Genomic DNA, 15,989 nt, shown 5'->3' with positions numbered 1-15,989 from the left:
GTTTATGGTGAGTCCTTTTCTTTCAATGAACGCGATTCAAAAATCATTTGGACATGTAAAAGCATTGGAAGGTGCACAATTTCAATTAGTTAAAGGCGAGGTCCATGCATTACTTGGTGTAAACGGTGCAGGAAAAAGTACACTGATCAAAATCTTGTCGGGTGTTTATGAACAAGATGCGGGGGATATTTTGATAGACGGTCAAAGTGTCCGACTCCGTTCACCGAAAGCAGCGAAGGAACATGGAATTTATTGTGTTTATCAGGAAGTAGATACAGCAATCGTTCCAGAATTGTCTGTAGCGGAAAATATTATGCTCGATACAATTGCCACAGCAAAAAACGTATTTCTTTCCATGCCAAAGCTATACGAAGAAGCACGAAATACGTTGAAGCAGTTGCAAGTAGAAAATATCCAAGTGCAGCAGCCAGCTTACAAACTCACTTTAGCGGAAAAGCAATTGGTGCTTATCGCGCGTGCGCTTGTCAGCTCAGCAAAAATTATTATTTTCGATGAACCCACCGCCCCGTTATCTATTCATGAATCCGATAAACTATTTTCGGTCATTCAAAAACTAAAAATGCAGGGTGTAGGCTGTATCTTTATTTCGCATCGACTTCCCGAAGTGTTTGAGATTAGCGACAGAATTACCGTTATGCGTGACGGGACGCTAGTGGACGTTTTTCAAACCGCAGATGCAACTGCAGAGGAGATTATTGAAGCAATGCTTGGTACTTCGTTTCATCAAGAGCAACATACTAGAAATTACCCTTTAGGCGAGACGCTACTGGATGTAAAAGAACTGTCTGACGGTAACAAGTTAAACAATCTTTCATTTACCGTTTCAGAAGGAGAGATTGTCGGTATTGTTGGTCTTGTAGGAGCGGGGAAAACGGAGTTAGCGAAAACATTATTTGGCTTAGTGTCACTAACAAAAGGAAGTGTGAAGCTTTCAGGTAAGGAATTAAGAGTGAAACATCCCGGAGATGCTATTAATGCAGGGATGGCACTTATTCCAGAAGAACGTCGAAAAGAAGGGTTATTCGTACATGAATCATTACAAACGAATGCTTCTTTTCCCAACTTACGAAAGTTTTCTAATCTATTATTTATGAATAAAAGCGCTGAAAAAAGTTTTGCGAAGGATATTATCAAGCGATTACAAATTAAAACGGATAACACGGAAACACCACTCGTTCATTTAAGTGGTGGAAATCAACAGAAAGTAGTGATCGGTAAATGGATTTCGCGTGATTCCATCCTCTATTTGTTCGATGAACCGACAAAAGGTGTCGATATTGGAGCAAAAGCAGATATTTTCCGGCTTATTCGTGAACTAGCGGAGAGTGGAAAAGGCTGTCTTTATTTTTCAAGCGAAATTCAAGAAGCAATTAATATTTCCGATCGTATTTTAGTTATGTATAACGGGCAAATCGTGAAGGAATTTTCACGGGGAGATGCAACCCAGGAAAGGATTTTGTTGTATGCAAGCGGTGGGAAAGAAGAATAAGATTAAGGAAAGTGGAATTCAGTTTTTATTTAAGTACGGGGCTATTGCATTATTAATCATCATTATATTGTATTTTAGTTCCATTAGTGAAGCATTTTTAACTTATGCTAACTTTACAGATATTTTACGCTCGATATCTATTGTTACGTTACTAGCGTTAGGGGTCACCTTTACTTTAGTGGTAGGCGGGTTTGATCTATCGGTTGGATCCACGATGTCGTTGTCAACAGTCGTAACAGCTTCCTTAATGGTATGGTATGAAATGCCGCTTTGGCTCGTTATCATTTTACCAATTTTAGTAGGAATCATAGTAGGTGTACTCAATAGTTTTCTAATAGTTGTATTAGGAATTCCTGATTTGCTTGCAACATTAAGTATGATGTATATTGTTGCAGGTTTTCATCGTACATACACGGAAGGTTATTCTATTTACAACAATATGCCACTTACTGCTGGTGGTACAGCTCCAGGTCAATTATCTGAGGCGTTTCTTTGGATTGGTCAGGGAAGAATGCTTGGTTTGCCGGTTCCTGTATGGATCATGCTAGGAATGGTGTTAATAGCTTATGTAGTACTCCATCATACTCGTTGGGGACGAGTTTTATATATGACAGGTGGAAATGCAGAAGCTGCTACTTTGTCTGGTGTAAATACTCGTAAAGTGAAATTTGCGGCGTATGTGATTTCTGGTGTGTTTGCATCCATGGCAGGTATATTGTTTACTGCACGTGTTGGTTCGGGACAAATTGATGCTGGTGCACCCATGTTAATGGAAGCCGTAGCGGCTGTTTTTGTTGGTTACTCTGTACTTGGGGCAGGGAAGCCAAATGCGATCGGAACGTTTTTTGGAGCGGCGGTAATTGGTATTTTGCTAAACGGTTTAACAATCTTGAACTTGCCATATTATGCATTCGATATTATTAAAGGATTAGTGTTAGTGTCAGCGCTTGCCGTTACGTATGTTTATGCGAAAAAGAGATTCAGCCAAACAGGATAAATTTTTTTTGTCTTCTTAGGAAATTATAAAATTCTAACATGTGAATAGCTTTCTATAAGAATTTCTACATCCAGACTCCAGCGCCTTGCTCCTGCGCACAGCTCGTCGCAGAAGAGCGTTTCCCCTCGGGGGCAAAGACAGGCGCTTGCGCTTTTGTTGTTCGAAGTACTTGTTTTCTCCTCATACGAGTATATAATTCTAGCATATCCTTTATTATTTTTAGGAATGGACGGAATTTATGAGAACGTATAATGAAAAAATTAGTATTTATCATGGAATGGCTTCAACTATAGCACTTAACTTTTCAAATAATTTTTTTCCAATATTCGCAATTACGATATTAGGAGCTACTAATTATCAAGTTGGGCTAATAAGTTCGTTGCCTCCTTTTATTGCACTATTAATGACTATTCCAGCAGCAATATTATTAAACAGAGCTAATGCTCAAAAGAAACTAGTGGCCATGTCTGTGCTCCTCGCCAGGTTAATGTTTTTGTTCATTGTAATTGTTGTTTATTTGCCATCTTCCTCCACTCAATCATGGGCATTTTTAGCGATCATTGCTTTTATTAGTGTACCGAATACGGTCGCTAATGTAGGGTGGCAAACGCTTATTAGTGGGATGATTGAGGAATCTAGAAGGGGACAGTTTTTTAGTGATCGAAATCGTTTACTAACGATGGTAGGGCTGGTGTCGACATTACTGATCGGTATTTTAATGAAGGACGCTTCGGAAAGTATTATTGCCTATCAGATCCTATTTGCAATTGCTTTCGTCTTTGGTTTGTTAGAGGTATTTTTCTTATTGAAACATGAAGAAGATGTTGTGAAAGTAGAAGATGACTTACCAAAAAAGAAATTAATGGACTGGAGTATTTTTAAACATTCTAATTACGTTTGGTTCTTAGCTGCGGCGCTCTTTTTTAACTTTGCTTGGCAAATGGCTTGGGGACTTTTCAATATTTATAACGTTCGTGTGGCTGGAGCAACTATTTTTTGGATTAGCATGTTCTCCGTTGGTAGTATGCTTATGCAAATAATAACATTTCCTCTATGGAAAAAATGGGCTGATAAATATTCCAATATGCGTGTATTTATATGGGCAGCACTTGGAATGGCAACCACTCCTTTTTTAGTTGTACTCTCTACAAATTTGTATTATTTAACACTCATTCAAACTACTTCGGGTTTCTTTCTATCTGGTACAGTATTAATATTATTTAATTTATTATTAGAGAAATCTCCTGAGCATTCTCGTACGTATTGTATAACGACGTACAATGTTTTACTCGCTTTTGTGGCTTTCATTGCTCCACAAGTTGGCATTTGGTTTCTAGATCTATTTGGTATGGAGAATGCAATGTATACTAGCTCCATATTACGTTTTTTAAGTGCCTTTGGGTTTTTATACGTTTATATAAGACAAAGAAAAAAATAAAAAATAAAAGCGCCAATTCTGTGCGCTTTTATTTTTTATTTTTAGTCTTTTTTCCTAAGTCCTTGCATGGTAAATTGAATAATGCGCTCGAAGGGAATGTCTTGTATCATAATTTTAATTTTAACAACTGGAAGCATTTTTTATGATGGCACCTCGCTTTTTTGTTGATTTTTACTTCTTCAAATAATTGTTTTTAATACAAGGGCAAATTCTAATAATGAACACAGTCCGTTTTTTAATCATTTATAAAAGATACAATGAGAAAAAACATAATAAATTGCAAAAAAGTAGATGATTAAGAGGGAGGTGCTTTTATGAAAACATTAATATCACTACTAGTTATACTAATTGGGGTTTTATTTTATTTTAATCTACAAATAAAAGAACCTTTTCATGAAAAGTTCCACGGGAAACATTATTCGACATTTCATATTGATTATCGGGAAGATACGATAAAAATCGGGATGATTGGTGATATTCTGTTGCATCTTCCGTTGTACAATTATGAAAGCTTTTTATCTTCTTTTGAGCCAGTCAGAGAAGAGCTGGATTCATTAGATATATTGTTGGCCAATCAGGAATCTATACCAGCGGGTGTTCAATTTGGATTATCCGGATATCCGGATTTTGCTAGTCCTTCGCATATTGTTGATGACTTAAAGACAGTTGGTGTTGATATGGTATCGATGGCAAATAATCACACGCTTGACCAAGAAGAACAGGGATTACTAGCAGCTATTGAACATATGAAAACAGTTGATATGCCTTATTTTGGGGCTTATGAATCATTGGAAGATTTACAAACAGATCGTATCTTCAAAGTAGATAATATTGACTTTGGATTCCTTAGTTATACATACGGGACGAATGGCCATGAAACTCCAAGTGGGAAGGATTATTTGGTGAATCGAATCAATGCCGAGCAAATAACAAAGGATATTCGTACATTACAACAAAAAGTGGATTTTGTTGTAGTAAGTATGCATTGGGGAGCGGAGTATGAACTAGAACCTAACGATGAACAAAAGAGTCTTGCAAATACGATTGCAGGTGCAGGAGCAGATATTATTTTCGGACATCACCCACATGTCATTCAGCCGTATGAAATGGTCACGACAAATAGTGGTCACCGAGCACATGTGTTTTATTCGATTGGAAACTTCTTTTCTGCGCAAAAACAGGAGAATACGAACGTTGGTGGGATTGCAAAAATAGAAATATTGAAGAAAACTATTAATGGCAAGCAAGTGCTAAGTATAGAGAATCCGAGTTTTGTGGCCACTGCTGTTATGAGAGGGGAGCCTTTTACGGTGAATCTGCTAGAAAACGTTGAAAATGAAATTGGAAAATCAGACAAATGGGTACAGCAGCATGTATTTGGTGAATGATTTATATATATTCTAAAATAGGAGGGACTAGCCGTGAGAGAACAAGATCATGATCGGTTATTACGTATAAAAACAGAAGGGGTTCGGGAATGGCAACATCAATCTGCACATTATAATCGGTATGAAGCAACTCCTTATATGGCACTTGAAGTGCTATTTGATGCATATGAATGCAGAAGTAGCGATAGATTTGTAGATTTTGGTTGCGGTAAGGGTCGTTTCTCCTTTTATATTCATCACCATCTTCATGTAGCTGCAACAGGAGTAGAGATGAATGGACAGCTTTATCAAGAGGCTTTAGGAAACTTAACAAAGTATATGGAGCGAGCAAAGAATGCAAAGGCATCTATTCGATTTGAGCATATTTTCGCCGAAGGGTATGATATTGAACCGGATGATAATCGTTTTTATTTCTTTAATCCGTTTTCTATTCAAATTTTTCAAAAGGTTATCTATAACATTCTTTTATCTGTTGAACATGATCCTCGTCCAGTCGATGTCATACTTTATTATCCGACAATGGAGTACATACGGTTTATGGAAGTTAATACTGCATTTAAGTTATTAAGGGAAGTTAGGGTGCCGGAGTTGTACGAACAAAATAACAATGAACGCTTTATGATATACCGATATGAATAATGAAAGCACCTCTTCATGTGAAAGGTGCTTGATTAATATTATTTTACTAGTTTGTCCAGAAGTTCTTTGTATTTTACATACCAAACTTCCCATTCATCTTTTCTAGTTATTGATCTATCATCTAATATTGCTTCAATTACGTCCAAACAAACATGCCAGCCTGCTAGGTCTCTTGGTGTATGTTCAGTGATAGATGTAATCGTTTCGATGAATGTTAATTGACAACCTTCAGAAACTGGAGATAAATCAAATCGAGCAATATCTTTATCCCATTCAAATGCTAAAACTTTTAAAGGCTCATAATCTAAAATTTGCATATCAATGAAAGTTCCGTCTTGCATATCAAACTTGATGAGGCCATCTTTACGTAAATCGACAATTCGAAGTTCAGTGAACCATTGCTGTAACTTTTCGTTGTCTGTTAGCATAGACCAAACCTCTTCTACCGAATGTTGGAGATGACGTTCATAACGTGCCGTATAGATATTATTTTCTTTTTGAATCGTTGCGATCATAAAATATTCCTCCTCGGCTTGAATTATAGACAATGCATTGCTTCTTCCGCTTCATCCCATGGAACTTTATAGCCTTTACCTCTCGCACAGAAAATAGAAGTCGATGTGTATTCAGGATCTGCTTCTTTATTGTAGCTAATCTTTTCGATAACTTCATCTTTATTGTGACAACGATCATACCCACCGAATAGTAGGCTCAGCGTTCCTTTCCCATGTGTGAAGGAAGCAAACGTTGTACTGTAGTTCATGAAGGTTGCAACAGGTACTCGTCCTTTAACAATCACTTTGTCTCCAATGTTTTCAGGGGAATCGAAGCTTCCATGTGCTTGCTGAACATCAGATAATACTCTACCTATAAGGTCCATATCTACTTTTATTTTGAAGTCGTAGAAAGGTTCTAAGAGCACATTTTCAGCTTTCTCTAGACCTTGTCTTAAAGCTCTATATGTTGCTTCCCGAAAATCTCCACCATGCGTATGCTCGTTATGTCCACGACCAGTAATAAGTGTTATTTTAACGTCCGTAAGAGCAGAGCCTGTGAGTATTCCGTGGTGGTCACGTTCTAATAAATGATGTAGCACCAAATTTTGATTACCTATTGATAAATCGTTTGCATGGCAAGCATTATCCAAGTAAATTCCACTGCCGCGTTCTGCCGGTTCGATTAATAGATGCACTTCTGCATAATGTTTTAAAGGTTCAAAGTGACCGTATCCTTTAACTGTCGTATCGATTGTCTCTTTATATAAAATTCTAGGATCACCAAAAGAGACGTTGAATTTAAAACGTTCCAAGACTATCTGTTCGAGAACTTCCAGCTGAATAACGCCCATCACATGCACATGTATTTCTTGAAAATGCTCATCCCAATAAACATGTAAAGAAGGATCTTCTGCATCTAGTAGCTTAAAGCATCTCAACATTTCTTTGACGTGAATAGAAGCATCAAAAATAACTTTTGATTTTAAAGTAGGAATCATATCAAAAGTTGTCTTCTTTGCAATCGCCCCTATTCCATCCCCAATAGAAGCGATAGATAGACCAGTTACGGCAACTAGCTCTCCAGCAACTGCTTGATTGACTGTTTTATATTTGTTTCCGCTGTACACGCGAATTTGCGTTATTTTTTCTGTAAGCTCGCCTAGAGTTACTTCATCACGTACTTTTAGTGAGCCACTTAATAACTTGAGGAAGGTTATTCTGTTTCCACTTTCATCATGACGAATTTTGTAAACTTGTGCAGCGAAATCATCTTCTTGATTATAAGAAGTTTCGGTTAACCATTCGAGTTTTTCCAAAAACTCAATAACACCGATATCTTTTAGGGCAGCACCGCTTGCACAGGCGAAAACTTGATTTTCCTTTATCATTCGTTTAAATGCCTGCTTCCACAATTCCTCGTCAAAACCAGTTTCCATGTAGTGTTCCAAAAGGTCTTCATCCCGTTCAGCGATAAATTCAATAAGGTCCTCATCGAAACCATTCGTCATATTACATACATCTTCTGATAAATTAGCACGAATCTCTGCAAACACTTCTGCTACATCGGTTCCTTCATAATCAGTTTTATTGATAAAGAAAAAGGTTGGTACTTGATGCTTCTGAAGTAGCTGCCAGACGGTTTCTGTATGGCCTTCAACACCATCTACTGCACTAATAATGATAATCGCAAAATCCATCACTTGGATAGCCCGTTCCATTTCTGGTGAAAAATCGACGTGACCAGGGGTATCTATGACATAATAAGTGGAATTGTTATACGCGAATATTCCTTGGTCAGCAAAAATCGTTATTCCTCTATTTTTTTCTATCGAATGACTGTCTAGAAAAGAGTCCTGATGGTCAACGCGACCTCTTTGTCGAATAGTCTGTGTGTGATAAAGCAGTTGCTCGGAAAAAGTCGTTTTTCCTGCGTCTACATGGGCAAGTATGCCAATTGTTTTATACATGAAGTCACCTCTGTTCGTTTGTAGCTAATGCATTTATTATAGCAAAAAGCAAAAAGCAAAAAGCAAAAAGCAAAAAGCAAAAAGCAAAAAGCAAAAATGGAATAAGGTGATAGCATGATTATTTTTATGATGAGCTTTCTTCGCTGCTGCACGCAGAGAAGCCACGGTGTATTTCAATATACACCGTGGCTTTTTAGGCATTAGGATTACACATGAACATTTGTATCTTTTAATTTCATACGTTTAAACAATTTCCAAGTCCATCCGTCATGTGGCTTGAATAAAAACACAATCATAAATAATGCACCTATCATTGCTGCCATCATTCCAGCAATGGAAGTATTCCATAGCTTTGCTAAATAGTATCCTGTAATTGCTGCAGTAACTCCGAATGTCATGCTCCAAATAATCATTCCTGAAACACTCTTACTCATAAGGTAAGCGGTAGCGGCAGGTCCAATGAGCATGGCAACAACAAGAACTGCACCTACGCTGTCAAAAGCAGCAACTGTTGTTAAAGAAACAAGTGTCATATAAGAATAGTGCATAGCTAATATTGGTAGCCCGATAGATAGCGCAAAAACTGGATCGAAAGTAGAGAGTTTGATCTCTTTGTAAAAGAAAACTAAAAACAATACATTGAGTAAAAGAACAAACAATAACATCCAAACTGCCTTAGGCATGGAAAAACCGAGAATATCCCAAGTATCCCATGGAACAAACGCAATTTCACCCATTAGCACATGCTCCACATCTAAGTGGACGTTTCCCGCAAATAAAGTGATAAATAAAACACCTAAAGCAAACAAGGAAGTGAATACAACCCCAATAGCGGCATCTTCTTGTAAGCCTCCTGATTGGAGCACTTGCACAAGAAAAGTAGTAAGTAATCCAGCGATTGCAGCTCCAAGAAGCATCCAAAATCCACTTAACGATTGAGTAATCATAAATGCCACAACAATTCCAAATAACACAGTGTGACTAATAGCGTCTGCTATCATAGCGGTTTTGCGTAGGATTAAAAATACACCAGTTAATCCACAAGTTATACCAACTAATGATCCAGTTAAGAGCACCCAGAATTCATTCATGGTTTGTCGCCTCCTTTGCTACGTTTCTTTGCTTAAATGTTTTTTTCTTTAATGATTTGGAGATGAATCCTCTTGTTGGTGCGAAAAAATAAGATATTAAAAAGAGACTAGCAGCACATAATACGATTATTGGTCCGGTAGATAGTCCTGTACGAAAAGAGCTTATAATGGTACCTAACGCACCGGAAAGAGCACCAAATAAAGCACTCGTAACAAGTATTATTCCAAGATGATTGGACCAAAATCTTGCAGCTGCGGCAGGTATAATGAGCATAGCTGCCATTAATATAACACCAACCGCTTGAATTCCTGTTACAATCGTTAGAACTGTAAGAGCAGTCAATAAAACACGCAATCGTTCGACCGGTAAGCCGATCCCTTTTGCAAATACCGGATCAAAGATCATTAGCTTCCATTCTTTAAAAAAAAGCAAACACATTAATATGATTAACAAGGCACTACTAGATAGCCAAACTAAATCGCTTTTTGCCATTGTAGCGGCTTTTCCAAATATAAAATCATTCAATCCACTTTGATTTCCTGATCCGCTTTGATTGACAATAGTGATGAGAACGATTCCGATACCAAAAAATACAGATAAAACAAACCCAATTGCTGCGTCTGCTTTTAGTTTAGAGTTCCCAACAATCCATTGAATCATATATACAGCAAGTGCAGAAGTAATAGCAGCGCCTAACATTAGGAGTGGTAAATCCTTTTGCTGAAAAACTAAATACGCAAGTGCAATTCCAGGGAGAGCGGCATGTGCCGCCGCATCTCCTACTAGACTTTGTTTCTGAAGAAAGGCAAAAGTTCCATTTAAACCGGCAGCTACCCCTAGCAAGATAGCTCCTATAAGAACCCAAAGCAAGTTTCCTGTTAACATTATCTTTTCACCTCTCTTAGTTGAACGATTTGTTCGATTTTGTCTGATCCATAAAAAATAATTTCCCGCCATATGCTTCTTGTAGATTGTCTTCTGTAAATGTTTGTTCTGTTGGTCCTGATGCAGTAATCGTTTGATTCAACAAAATCATCCAATCAAAGTAGTCAGATGCAGTTTGTAAATCGTGATGGACAACAAAAACAGATTTACCTTTTGCTTTTAAATCTTTTAAAATAGCAATAATTGTACGCTCTGTTGCCGCATCAACACCAACAAATGGTTCATCCATAAAATAGACTTCCGCTTCTTGTGCTAGTGCACGTGCCAAAAATACCCGTTGCTGCTGTCCTCCTGATAATTGACCAATTGATCGATCAGCATAGGCCTCCATTCCAACATCTTTTAGACAATTCAATGCAATTTGTTTATCTTTTGTAGAAGGTTTTTTGATCATACCTATATGTCCGTAACGTCCCATTAGGACAACATCTAAAGCATTTGTAGGAAAATCCCAATCGACTGCATTTCGCTGTGGAACGTAGCCGACTGTATGATCTTTTGGGTTAAGTGGACGTTCTAAAATATGAACAGTCCCTGTTTTGTTTGGTAATTGGTTAAGTATTGCTTTGATTAATGTAGATTTCCCCGCTCCATTTGGTCCGATAATCCCTGTTAAGTGACCTACCGGAATGGTTAAATTCACATTTTTTAAAACGACTTTTTCTTCATATGCAACCGACAATTTTTTTACTTGTAACGCATCCATGTTGTTCATCTCCTATTTAAGTGAATCGACAATTGTGTTAACGTTGTGTTTGTACATCCCAATATAAGTGCCTTCTTCTGTCCCTTCAGCACCCATTGCATCAGAGTATAACTGCCCCCCAATTTGGATTGAATGGCCTTTTTCTTTAGCACCTTCTATAACAGCTTTCATCGCTTTGTCAGAAACACTGGATTCGATGAAAACAGCTTTAATATTTTTCTTCACTAGAAAATCAACGATATTTTGAATATCTTTTAAACCATACTCAGAATCTGTACTTAAACCCTGTAACCCACGTACTTCCATTCCATGACTATGACCAAAATAGTTAAATGCATCATGGGCTGTTACAAGAACACGTTGTTTTTCTGGGATTTCACTAATACGTTTATCCGTCCAATCGGATAAATCGGATAATTGTTTAAAATATGCTTCCTCGTTTTTTGTAAATCCTTCTTTATTGTCCGGAAACTCATCAGAAAGTGTTTTAGTTATTTCGTGTGTAGCTAATTTCCAAACGTCTATGTCAAACCAAATATGTGGATCAAAGAGGTCTGGATGTAATTCATTACTCAATATTTGATCCTTTGAAACTGCTTCTCCAATCGCAATAACTGTTTTCTCTTTCTTCATTTTTTCGAAAATCTCGCTCATTTTTCCTTCTAGTTCTAAACCGTTATAAAAAATGATGTCTCCTTTTTCTAATGTTTGTAAGTCCCCTTGTGTCGCTTTATAAAGATGAGGATCTACACCAGGTCCCATCAATGATTTCACTTCCACATGATCCCCTGCAATTTCTTTCACAGCGTCGGCAATTTGCCCAGTTGTCGTGATGACTAATGGCTTCTCATTTTTCTCTGAGCGGGGTTCGTTATTGCTACTACATCCAACTAATAAAACAGCAGTAAAAAATAAAAATAAAACTCTTTTCAATGTAAACACTCCTTTTCCTTTTCTCCACTTTATTTCCCCAGGGAAACTTTTAGAATAAAAAAAACCATCATTTTTCTTTAACGATAATAATTTTCCTTAAGGAAACATTTGTTCAATAGGTTAACATTTAAATTTTAATTTGTCAAAGTAATGTATGTAAGTTTTTTTAAAAGGGTGATTATAAGAAAAAACTCTTCTTAGTGTTATACTTTAAAGACAAATGGAATGAAAAGGAGTCGACTAAAATGCAATATTCAAAAACAAAGATGGAGCAACTAGTAAAACATAGCGCGGATCTTTCCAAGCGTTTGAAAGAAGTAATGAAGGAACATGATCTGGAAAAAAGTTTTGCACTAAAAGCTTTGTATCACTCAGAAGTAAAAGACGGAGGGAAATATCAAAAGGATTATCAAGACTTATAATTCGTAAAGGGGAAGAGGCAAGTGATTCAAGTTCTTCGAGCGGGTAATCATTATCAACCTTTTAGGGGACCATTCACGATTACTCGAATCCAACCAAGCGATATTTTCAAAGAGGACATGGACGATTCTGCATTTGGAACGCTAAGTAATATTGACCATGCCGTGATGAAAAAAGGATTAACGATTAAAATGCATGAACATGTGAACGATGAAATCTTCAGTTATGTGTGGAAGGGTACTTCGTATCATAAGGATTCAGCCGGTATGGAAGCAGCAATTTCACCAGGTAAACTAATGATGATGAACGCTGGTATAAGCTTTTGGCATGAAGAAAAGGTAAAAGAGGAATACGTTGAAATGCTTCAAATATTTTTCCGTCCACGTGAAGCAAACCTTCCGCCAAATATACAGTTTCATGATAAACCTACAAATAACCGGGACTGGTATGAGATGGTTGGCCCTGAGGGTTCAGAGGCACCACTGATTGTCAGACAAAATGCTTATGTATTAGATGCTCATCCTAGAGCAGGTGATACGCTCCAAGTTCCCTCTTATAGAGGCAAGAAACCATTTCTGTATGTATTAAGTGGTTCCATTCAAATTGGAGACCATATTGTGAATGCACAAGAAGCTGTGACGGATTTAGAAAAAGAACTTCCTGCATTCAAAGCTAAGGTAGATACAACAGTTGTTCTGTTTGTAGTAGATATGGATGCACCAGCTTCCAAAAGTGGAACCATCAGTGGAATGGGTAAACATAAATAACATATAAATTTAGAAGCGTACCAATCATTAATTGAATCGGTACGCTTTTTTCATAAACAAACGCTCCTAAATTAACCAATTCTATTGCGAAATAAGGTGTTTTTCTTTGAATTTTGGGCTTAATTCACTCCACACATCAAATTTATTGCCATCTAAGTCATAGAAAACAAAGTTCTTTCCTGCATGTCCTCTGTCTTCGATTTCTCCTAATTTTATCTGTTTATGAATAAAATCCTTATGAATAGCTTCTAGCGAATTTAATCCATCCACTTCAAATGTTAGAGAGAAATGTTCTTGCCCGTAAATATCATAGAAATTAGAGCTTTGATCTTCTTTAGATTTAACAAGAAAAATACTTTGGTTTGCAAAGTTTAGAATAGCTTTGTCTTCATCCTTATAACTTAACTCAGCGCCTAATTTGTTGACATACCATTTTGAAGAAATTTCTACATTAGTTACCGGTAAATAAGTAGTTCCTATTCTTAATAATTTGTCGTTCATTTAGTTTCCTCCCATTATTGATCCATAAATAGTTTTATTCTCTATTTAGGGCACTTTTCCTTTATATAAATCTAAATAAATTTATAAAGCCTCACTCAAAGTTGAGTGAGGCTCCTATCTGACTATCCGTATTGTCAAATAAATATGAGAAAAACGAAGGGAGATCTTTTCAGATAGTTAATCTGTTTCTCCATATATATTTACCACGATAGAAGTAGATGAAACTGGTAATGTTTTCCATTAGTTTTTCTAACCACTTCTTCATAGAATGTGTTATTAGTTAATAATAATTAATTTATTAATAATGTTAAGGGGGATAATAGGTGAAAGCATTATCAAATAAAATAAATGATTTAATTGGCCAGTCAAAGGGAACATGGGGAATTGTATTAGAAGATCTAGATGTTGGCGAAAAGTGGGCATTGAATGAGAATGAACTTTTTTATGCGGCGAGTGTGATAAAAGTGCCTTTAATGGTAGCGGTCTTCTCGGCTGTTGAACGTGGAGAAATAGCTTTAACGGATCAAATCATTCTAAAGGAAGAAGACATTGTAGGTGGTTCTGGTGTTCTTCAACATTTAACACAAGAAACGTCCTTTTCTCTTCAAGATATGATAATGCTGATGATTATACAAAGTGATAACACGGCTACAAATATACTAATAGATCAAGTCGGAGTAGAACATATCGTTCAGACAATGAAAGAAGTTGGGATGGATAAGAGCACCTTTTACAATAAACTAATGATGAACAGACCTAATCCAAAAGGCTTTAACCGAATTACAGCCTCTGAAATTGCAAAACTTTTAAAGCTAATGGCAACCGGTGAGTTAGTAAGTGCAGATGCTAGTAAGCAAATGCTTGATATTATGAAAAAACAACAAATAAAAGACTGTTTGCCAGCAAAATTACCATCTCCCTATTCTAATTTCAACAATGGTATGACTGCGTGGGAGTTAGCTCATAAAACAGGCTGGATTCCAGGAACTCGTCATGATGTAGGCATTTTTTATGTTGGACAACGGAAGTTAATCGCAACTGTTTTATCAAAGGGAGTAGATGACTTAGTGTCCAAGCGAGTTTTAGCTGACACTGGAGAGGTAATATATAATTATCTACAGGGAAGCCTAATAGAAGAATAGAGTAAACAAAATAACCGATTTCTTTCAAAAGAGGAATCGGTTTTCGCATGTTATAATAGAAATATTATTGGAGGGAATAAATTGACGAATTTTAGCCGACAATCGGCATTCATATATACATTTGCATATAACGATGCAGAACGCTCCCTATGTCATTTAGAGATGCGCTCTTTTTTTGGAAAAGATACAGAGTCAAAAATAATAAAAAGCCATGTGAGAACAGATCCTAGTAGGAGCCCTTTTATAAAAGGAAGGGTGGAAGTATTAGCAGAGGGAGATACTGTGGAAGAAATAATTGCACAAGCCCCCTCTTTCGGAAACGAAGAAGAAACAAACAAAGTAATATTCCTAAAAATCAATGATCGACAAGGGAAAGATAAAATTGAAAATAACGAGCGCCTTCAAATAGAACGAGCAATCGGCAGTGAAATGCAAGGAGACTTTGATTTACATAATCCAGATCAACTATTTGCAGTTGTTCCATACGGGGGACGCTGGTATTTTGGAATGTATTCGAAAAGTGAACCTATTTGGTTTGAACATGTGAAGAAACCAAGAGAATATTCAACGGCACTTAGCACGAGAGTGGCCCGCGCAGTAGCAAATATTGCAGTTCCGCAGCCTGAAGGAATTCGAGCAATCGATCCTTGTTGTGGTATCGGTACAGTTCTTGTAGAAGCATTATCGATGGGAATTAATATTGTTGGTCGTGATATTAATCCCCTCGTTTGCGAGGGCTCTAGAGAAAACATTGCATACTTTGGTTTAACTGGTGATGTAAAAAAGAGTGCAATTGAAGACATCACCGAGACATACGATGTTGCGATTATTGATTTACCTTATAATTTGTATACACATGTGTCATGGGATGACCAATTTGCGATACTGAAACATGCTAGAAGAATAGCAAATAAGGTCGTTATTGTAACAATAGAGTCCATGGATGAGCGATTAGAAACGGTTGGTTTTCAAATAATAGACCGCTGTATTACAAAGAAACAACAATTTTCTCGCGAAATAGTCGTTTGCGTATAATTTAGAAAGAAA

Annotated in this window: 16 protein-coding genes; 9 read left to right on the top strand and 7 right to left on the bottom strand. The window is 36.9% G+C overall.

Features of this window, described 5'->3' with window-relative positions; genetic code table 11:
• The first annotated feature begins 4 nt into the window (after window positions 1-4).
• The 5 genes from BMZ04_RS18295 to BMZ04_RS18270 all read left to right on the top strand — a co-directional run bounded on the left by BMZ04_RS18295 (window position 5) and on the right by BMZ04_RS18270 (window position 5,972).
• Entirely contained in the window at window positions 5-1,510 is a 1,506-nt protein-coding gene (locus tag BMZ04_RS18295; protein ID WP_093275196.1) for a sugar ABC transporter ATP-binding protein, read from the top strand.
• Window positions 1,485-2,507: an ABC transporter permease gene (locus BMZ04_RS18290; protein WP_093275193.1), complete on the top strand. Its 1,023-nt coding sequence runs from the start codon at window positions 1,485-1,487 to the stop codon at window positions 2,505-2,507. Before BMZ04_RS18295 ends, BMZ04_RS18290 begins: the two co-directional genes overlap by 26 nt.
• Before the next feature lie 238 nt (window positions 2,508-2,745).
• Window positions 2,746-3,945: an MFS transporter gene (locus BMZ04_RS18280; RefSeq protein ID WP_093275187.1), complete on the top strand. Its 1,200-nt coding sequence runs from the start codon at window positions 2,746-2,748 to the stop codon at window positions 3,943-3,945.
• Window positions 3,946-4,259: 314 nt separating this feature from the next.
• The gene (locus tag BMZ04_RS18275) at window positions 4,260-5,333 is read left to right on the top strand and encodes a CapA family protein (protein WP_093275181.1); all 1,074 of its coding nucleotides are present in this window, start codon (window positions 4,260-4,262) and stop codon (window positions 5,331-5,333) included.
• Window positions 5,334-5,366: 33 nt separating this feature from the next.
• On the top strand, window positions 5,367-5,972 hold the full coding sequence (locus BMZ04_RS18270; RefSeq protein ID WP_093275175.1) for a class I SAM-dependent methyltransferase: 606 nt from the start codon (window positions 5,367-5,369) through the stop codon (window positions 5,970-5,972).
• Between the two features lie 38 nt (window positions 5,973-6,010).
• Here the strand turns inward: BMZ04_RS18270 and BMZ04_RS18265 are convergent, their stop codons facing one another.
• The 6 genes from BMZ04_RS18265 to BMZ04_RS18240 form a co-directional block, all read right to left on the bottom strand.
• Entirely contained in the window at window positions 6,011-6,487 is a 477-nt protein-coding gene (locus tag BMZ04_RS18265; protein WP_093275171.1) for an SRPBCC family protein, read from the bottom strand.
• Between the two features lie 23 nt (window positions 6,488-6,510).
• Window positions 6,511-8,436, bottom strand: coding sequence for a GTP-binding protein (locus tag BMZ04_RS18260; RefSeq protein WP_093275166.1), 1,926 nt, complete (start codon window positions 8,434-8,436; stop codon window positions 6,511-6,513).
• A 206-nt stretch (window positions 8,437-8,642) separates the two neighbouring features.
• Entirely contained in the window at window positions 8,643-9,527 is an 885-nt protein-coding gene (locus tag BMZ04_RS18255; protein ID WP_093275162.1) for a metal ABC transporter permease, read from the bottom strand.
• A complete protein-coding gene (locus BMZ04_RS18250) occupies window positions 9,520-10,413 on the bottom strand; it encodes a metal ABC transporter permease (RefSeq protein ID WP_093275158.1) in 894 nt (297 codons plus the stop codon). The genes BMZ04_RS18255 and BMZ04_RS18250 overlap by 8 nt, the downstream gene beginning before the upstream one ends.
• Window positions 10,414-10,429: 16 nt before the next feature.
• Window positions 10,430-11,179 (bottom strand): metal ABC transporter ATP-binding protein, encoded by a 750-nt coding sequence (locus BMZ04_RS18245; RefSeq protein ID WP_093275155.1) that lies wholly within the window; start codon window positions 11,177-11,179, stop codon window positions 10,430-10,432.
• Between the two features lie 12 nt (window positions 11,180-11,191).
• Window positions 11,192-12,112, bottom strand: a complete 921-nt coding sequence (locus BMZ04_RS18240) for a metal ABC transporter solute-binding protein, Zn/Mn family (protein WP_093275151.1) — start codon at window positions 12,110-12,112, stop codon at window positions 11,192-11,194.
• A 245-nt stretch (window positions 12,113-12,357) separates the two neighbouring features.
• Here BMZ04_RS18240 and BMZ04_RS22505 point away from each other — a divergent pair, with 245 nt between their 5' ends.
• The gene (locus tag BMZ04_RS22505; RefSeq protein ID WP_093275147.1) at window positions 12,358-12,534 is read left to right on the top strand and encodes a hypothetical protein; all 177 of its coding nucleotides are present in this window, start codon (window positions 12,358-12,360) and stop codon (window positions 12,532-12,534) included.
• Window positions 12,535-12,555: 21 nt separating this feature from the next.
• A complete protein-coding gene (locus BMZ04_RS18230; RefSeq protein ID WP_093275143.1) occupies window positions 12,556-13,299 on the top strand; it encodes a pirin family protein in 744 nt (247 codons plus the stop codon).
• 81 nt (window positions 13,300-13,380) lie between these two features.
• Here the strand turns inward: BMZ04_RS18230 and BMZ04_RS18225 are convergent, their stop codons facing one another.
• Window positions 13,381-13,800 (bottom strand): VOC family protein, encoded by a 420-nt coding sequence (locus tag BMZ04_RS18225; RefSeq protein WP_093275139.1) that lies wholly within the window; start codon window positions 13,798-13,800, stop codon window positions 13,381-13,383.
• 323 nt (window positions 13,801-14,123) lie between these two features.
• Between BMZ04_RS18225 and BMZ04_RS18220 the strand changes: the two genes are divergently transcribed.
• Together BMZ04_RS18220 and BMZ04_RS18215 are read left to right on the top strand one after the other, a co-directional pair.
• Entirely contained in the window at window positions 14,124-14,942 is an 819-nt protein-coding gene (locus BMZ04_RS18220; RefSeq protein WP_093275135.1) for a serine hydrolase, read from the top strand.
• 81 nt (window positions 14,943-15,023) lie between these two features.
• On the top strand, window positions 15,024-15,977 hold the full coding sequence (locus tag BMZ04_RS18215) for a TRM11 family SAM-dependent methyltransferase (RefSeq protein WP_255368004.1): 954 nt from the start codon (window positions 15,024-15,026) through the stop codon (window positions 15,975-15,977).
• Window positions 15,978-15,989 lie beyond the last annotated feature (12 nt).

The organism is Psychrobacillus sp. OK032 (genome assembly GCF_900111345.1).
Classification (GTDB): Bacteria; Bacillota; Bacilli; order Bacillales_A; family Planococcaceae; genus Psychrobacillus.
This window is presented reverse-complemented; position numbering and strand designations above follow the sequence as displayed.

Bases quoted from the DNA above. Each gene is read 5' to 3' on its own strand.
- BMZ04_RS18295 (WP_093275196.1), top strand. From the start codon at position 5: ATGGTGAGTCCTTTTCTTTCAATGAACGCGATTCAAAAATCATTTGGA.
- BMZ04_RS18290 (WP_093275193.1), top strand. From the start codon at position 1,485: ATGCAAGCGGTGGGAAAGAAGAATAAGATTAAGGAAAGTGGAATTCAG.
- BMZ04_RS18280 (WP_093275187.1), top strand. From the start codon at position 2,746: ATGAGAACGTATAATGAAAAAATTAGTATTTATCATGGAATGGCTTCA.
- BMZ04_RS18275 (WP_093275181.1), top strand. From the start codon at position 4,260: ATGAAAACATTAATATCACTACTAGTTATACTAATTGGGGTTTTATTT.
- BMZ04_RS18265 (WP_093275171.1), bottom strand. From the start codon at position 6,487: ATGATCGCAACGATTCAAAAAGAAAATAATATCTATACGGCACGTTAT.
- BMZ04_RS18260 (WP_093275166.1), bottom strand. From the start codon at position 8,436: ATGTATAAAACAATTGGCATACTTGCCCATGTAGACGCAGGAAAAACG.
- BMZ04_RS18255 (WP_093275162.1), bottom strand. From the start codon at position 9,527: ATGAATGAATTCTGGGTGCTCTTAACTGGATCATTAGTTGGTATAACT.
- BMZ04_RS18250 (WP_093275158.1), bottom strand. From the start codon at position 10,413: ATGTTAACAGGAAACTTGCTTTGGGTTCTTATAGGAGCTATCTTGCTA.
- BMZ04_RS18245 (WP_093275155.1), bottom strand. From the start codon at position 11,179: ATGGATGCGTTACAAGTAAAAAAATTGTCGGTTGCATATGAAGAAAAA.
- BMZ04_RS22505 (WP_093275147.1), top strand. From the start codon at position 12,358: ATGCAATATTCAAAAACAAAGATGGAGCAACTAGTAAAACATAGCGCG.
- BMZ04_RS18225 (WP_093275139.1), bottom strand. From the start codon at position 13,800: ATGAACGACAAATTATTAAGAATAGGAACTACTTATTTACCGGTAACT.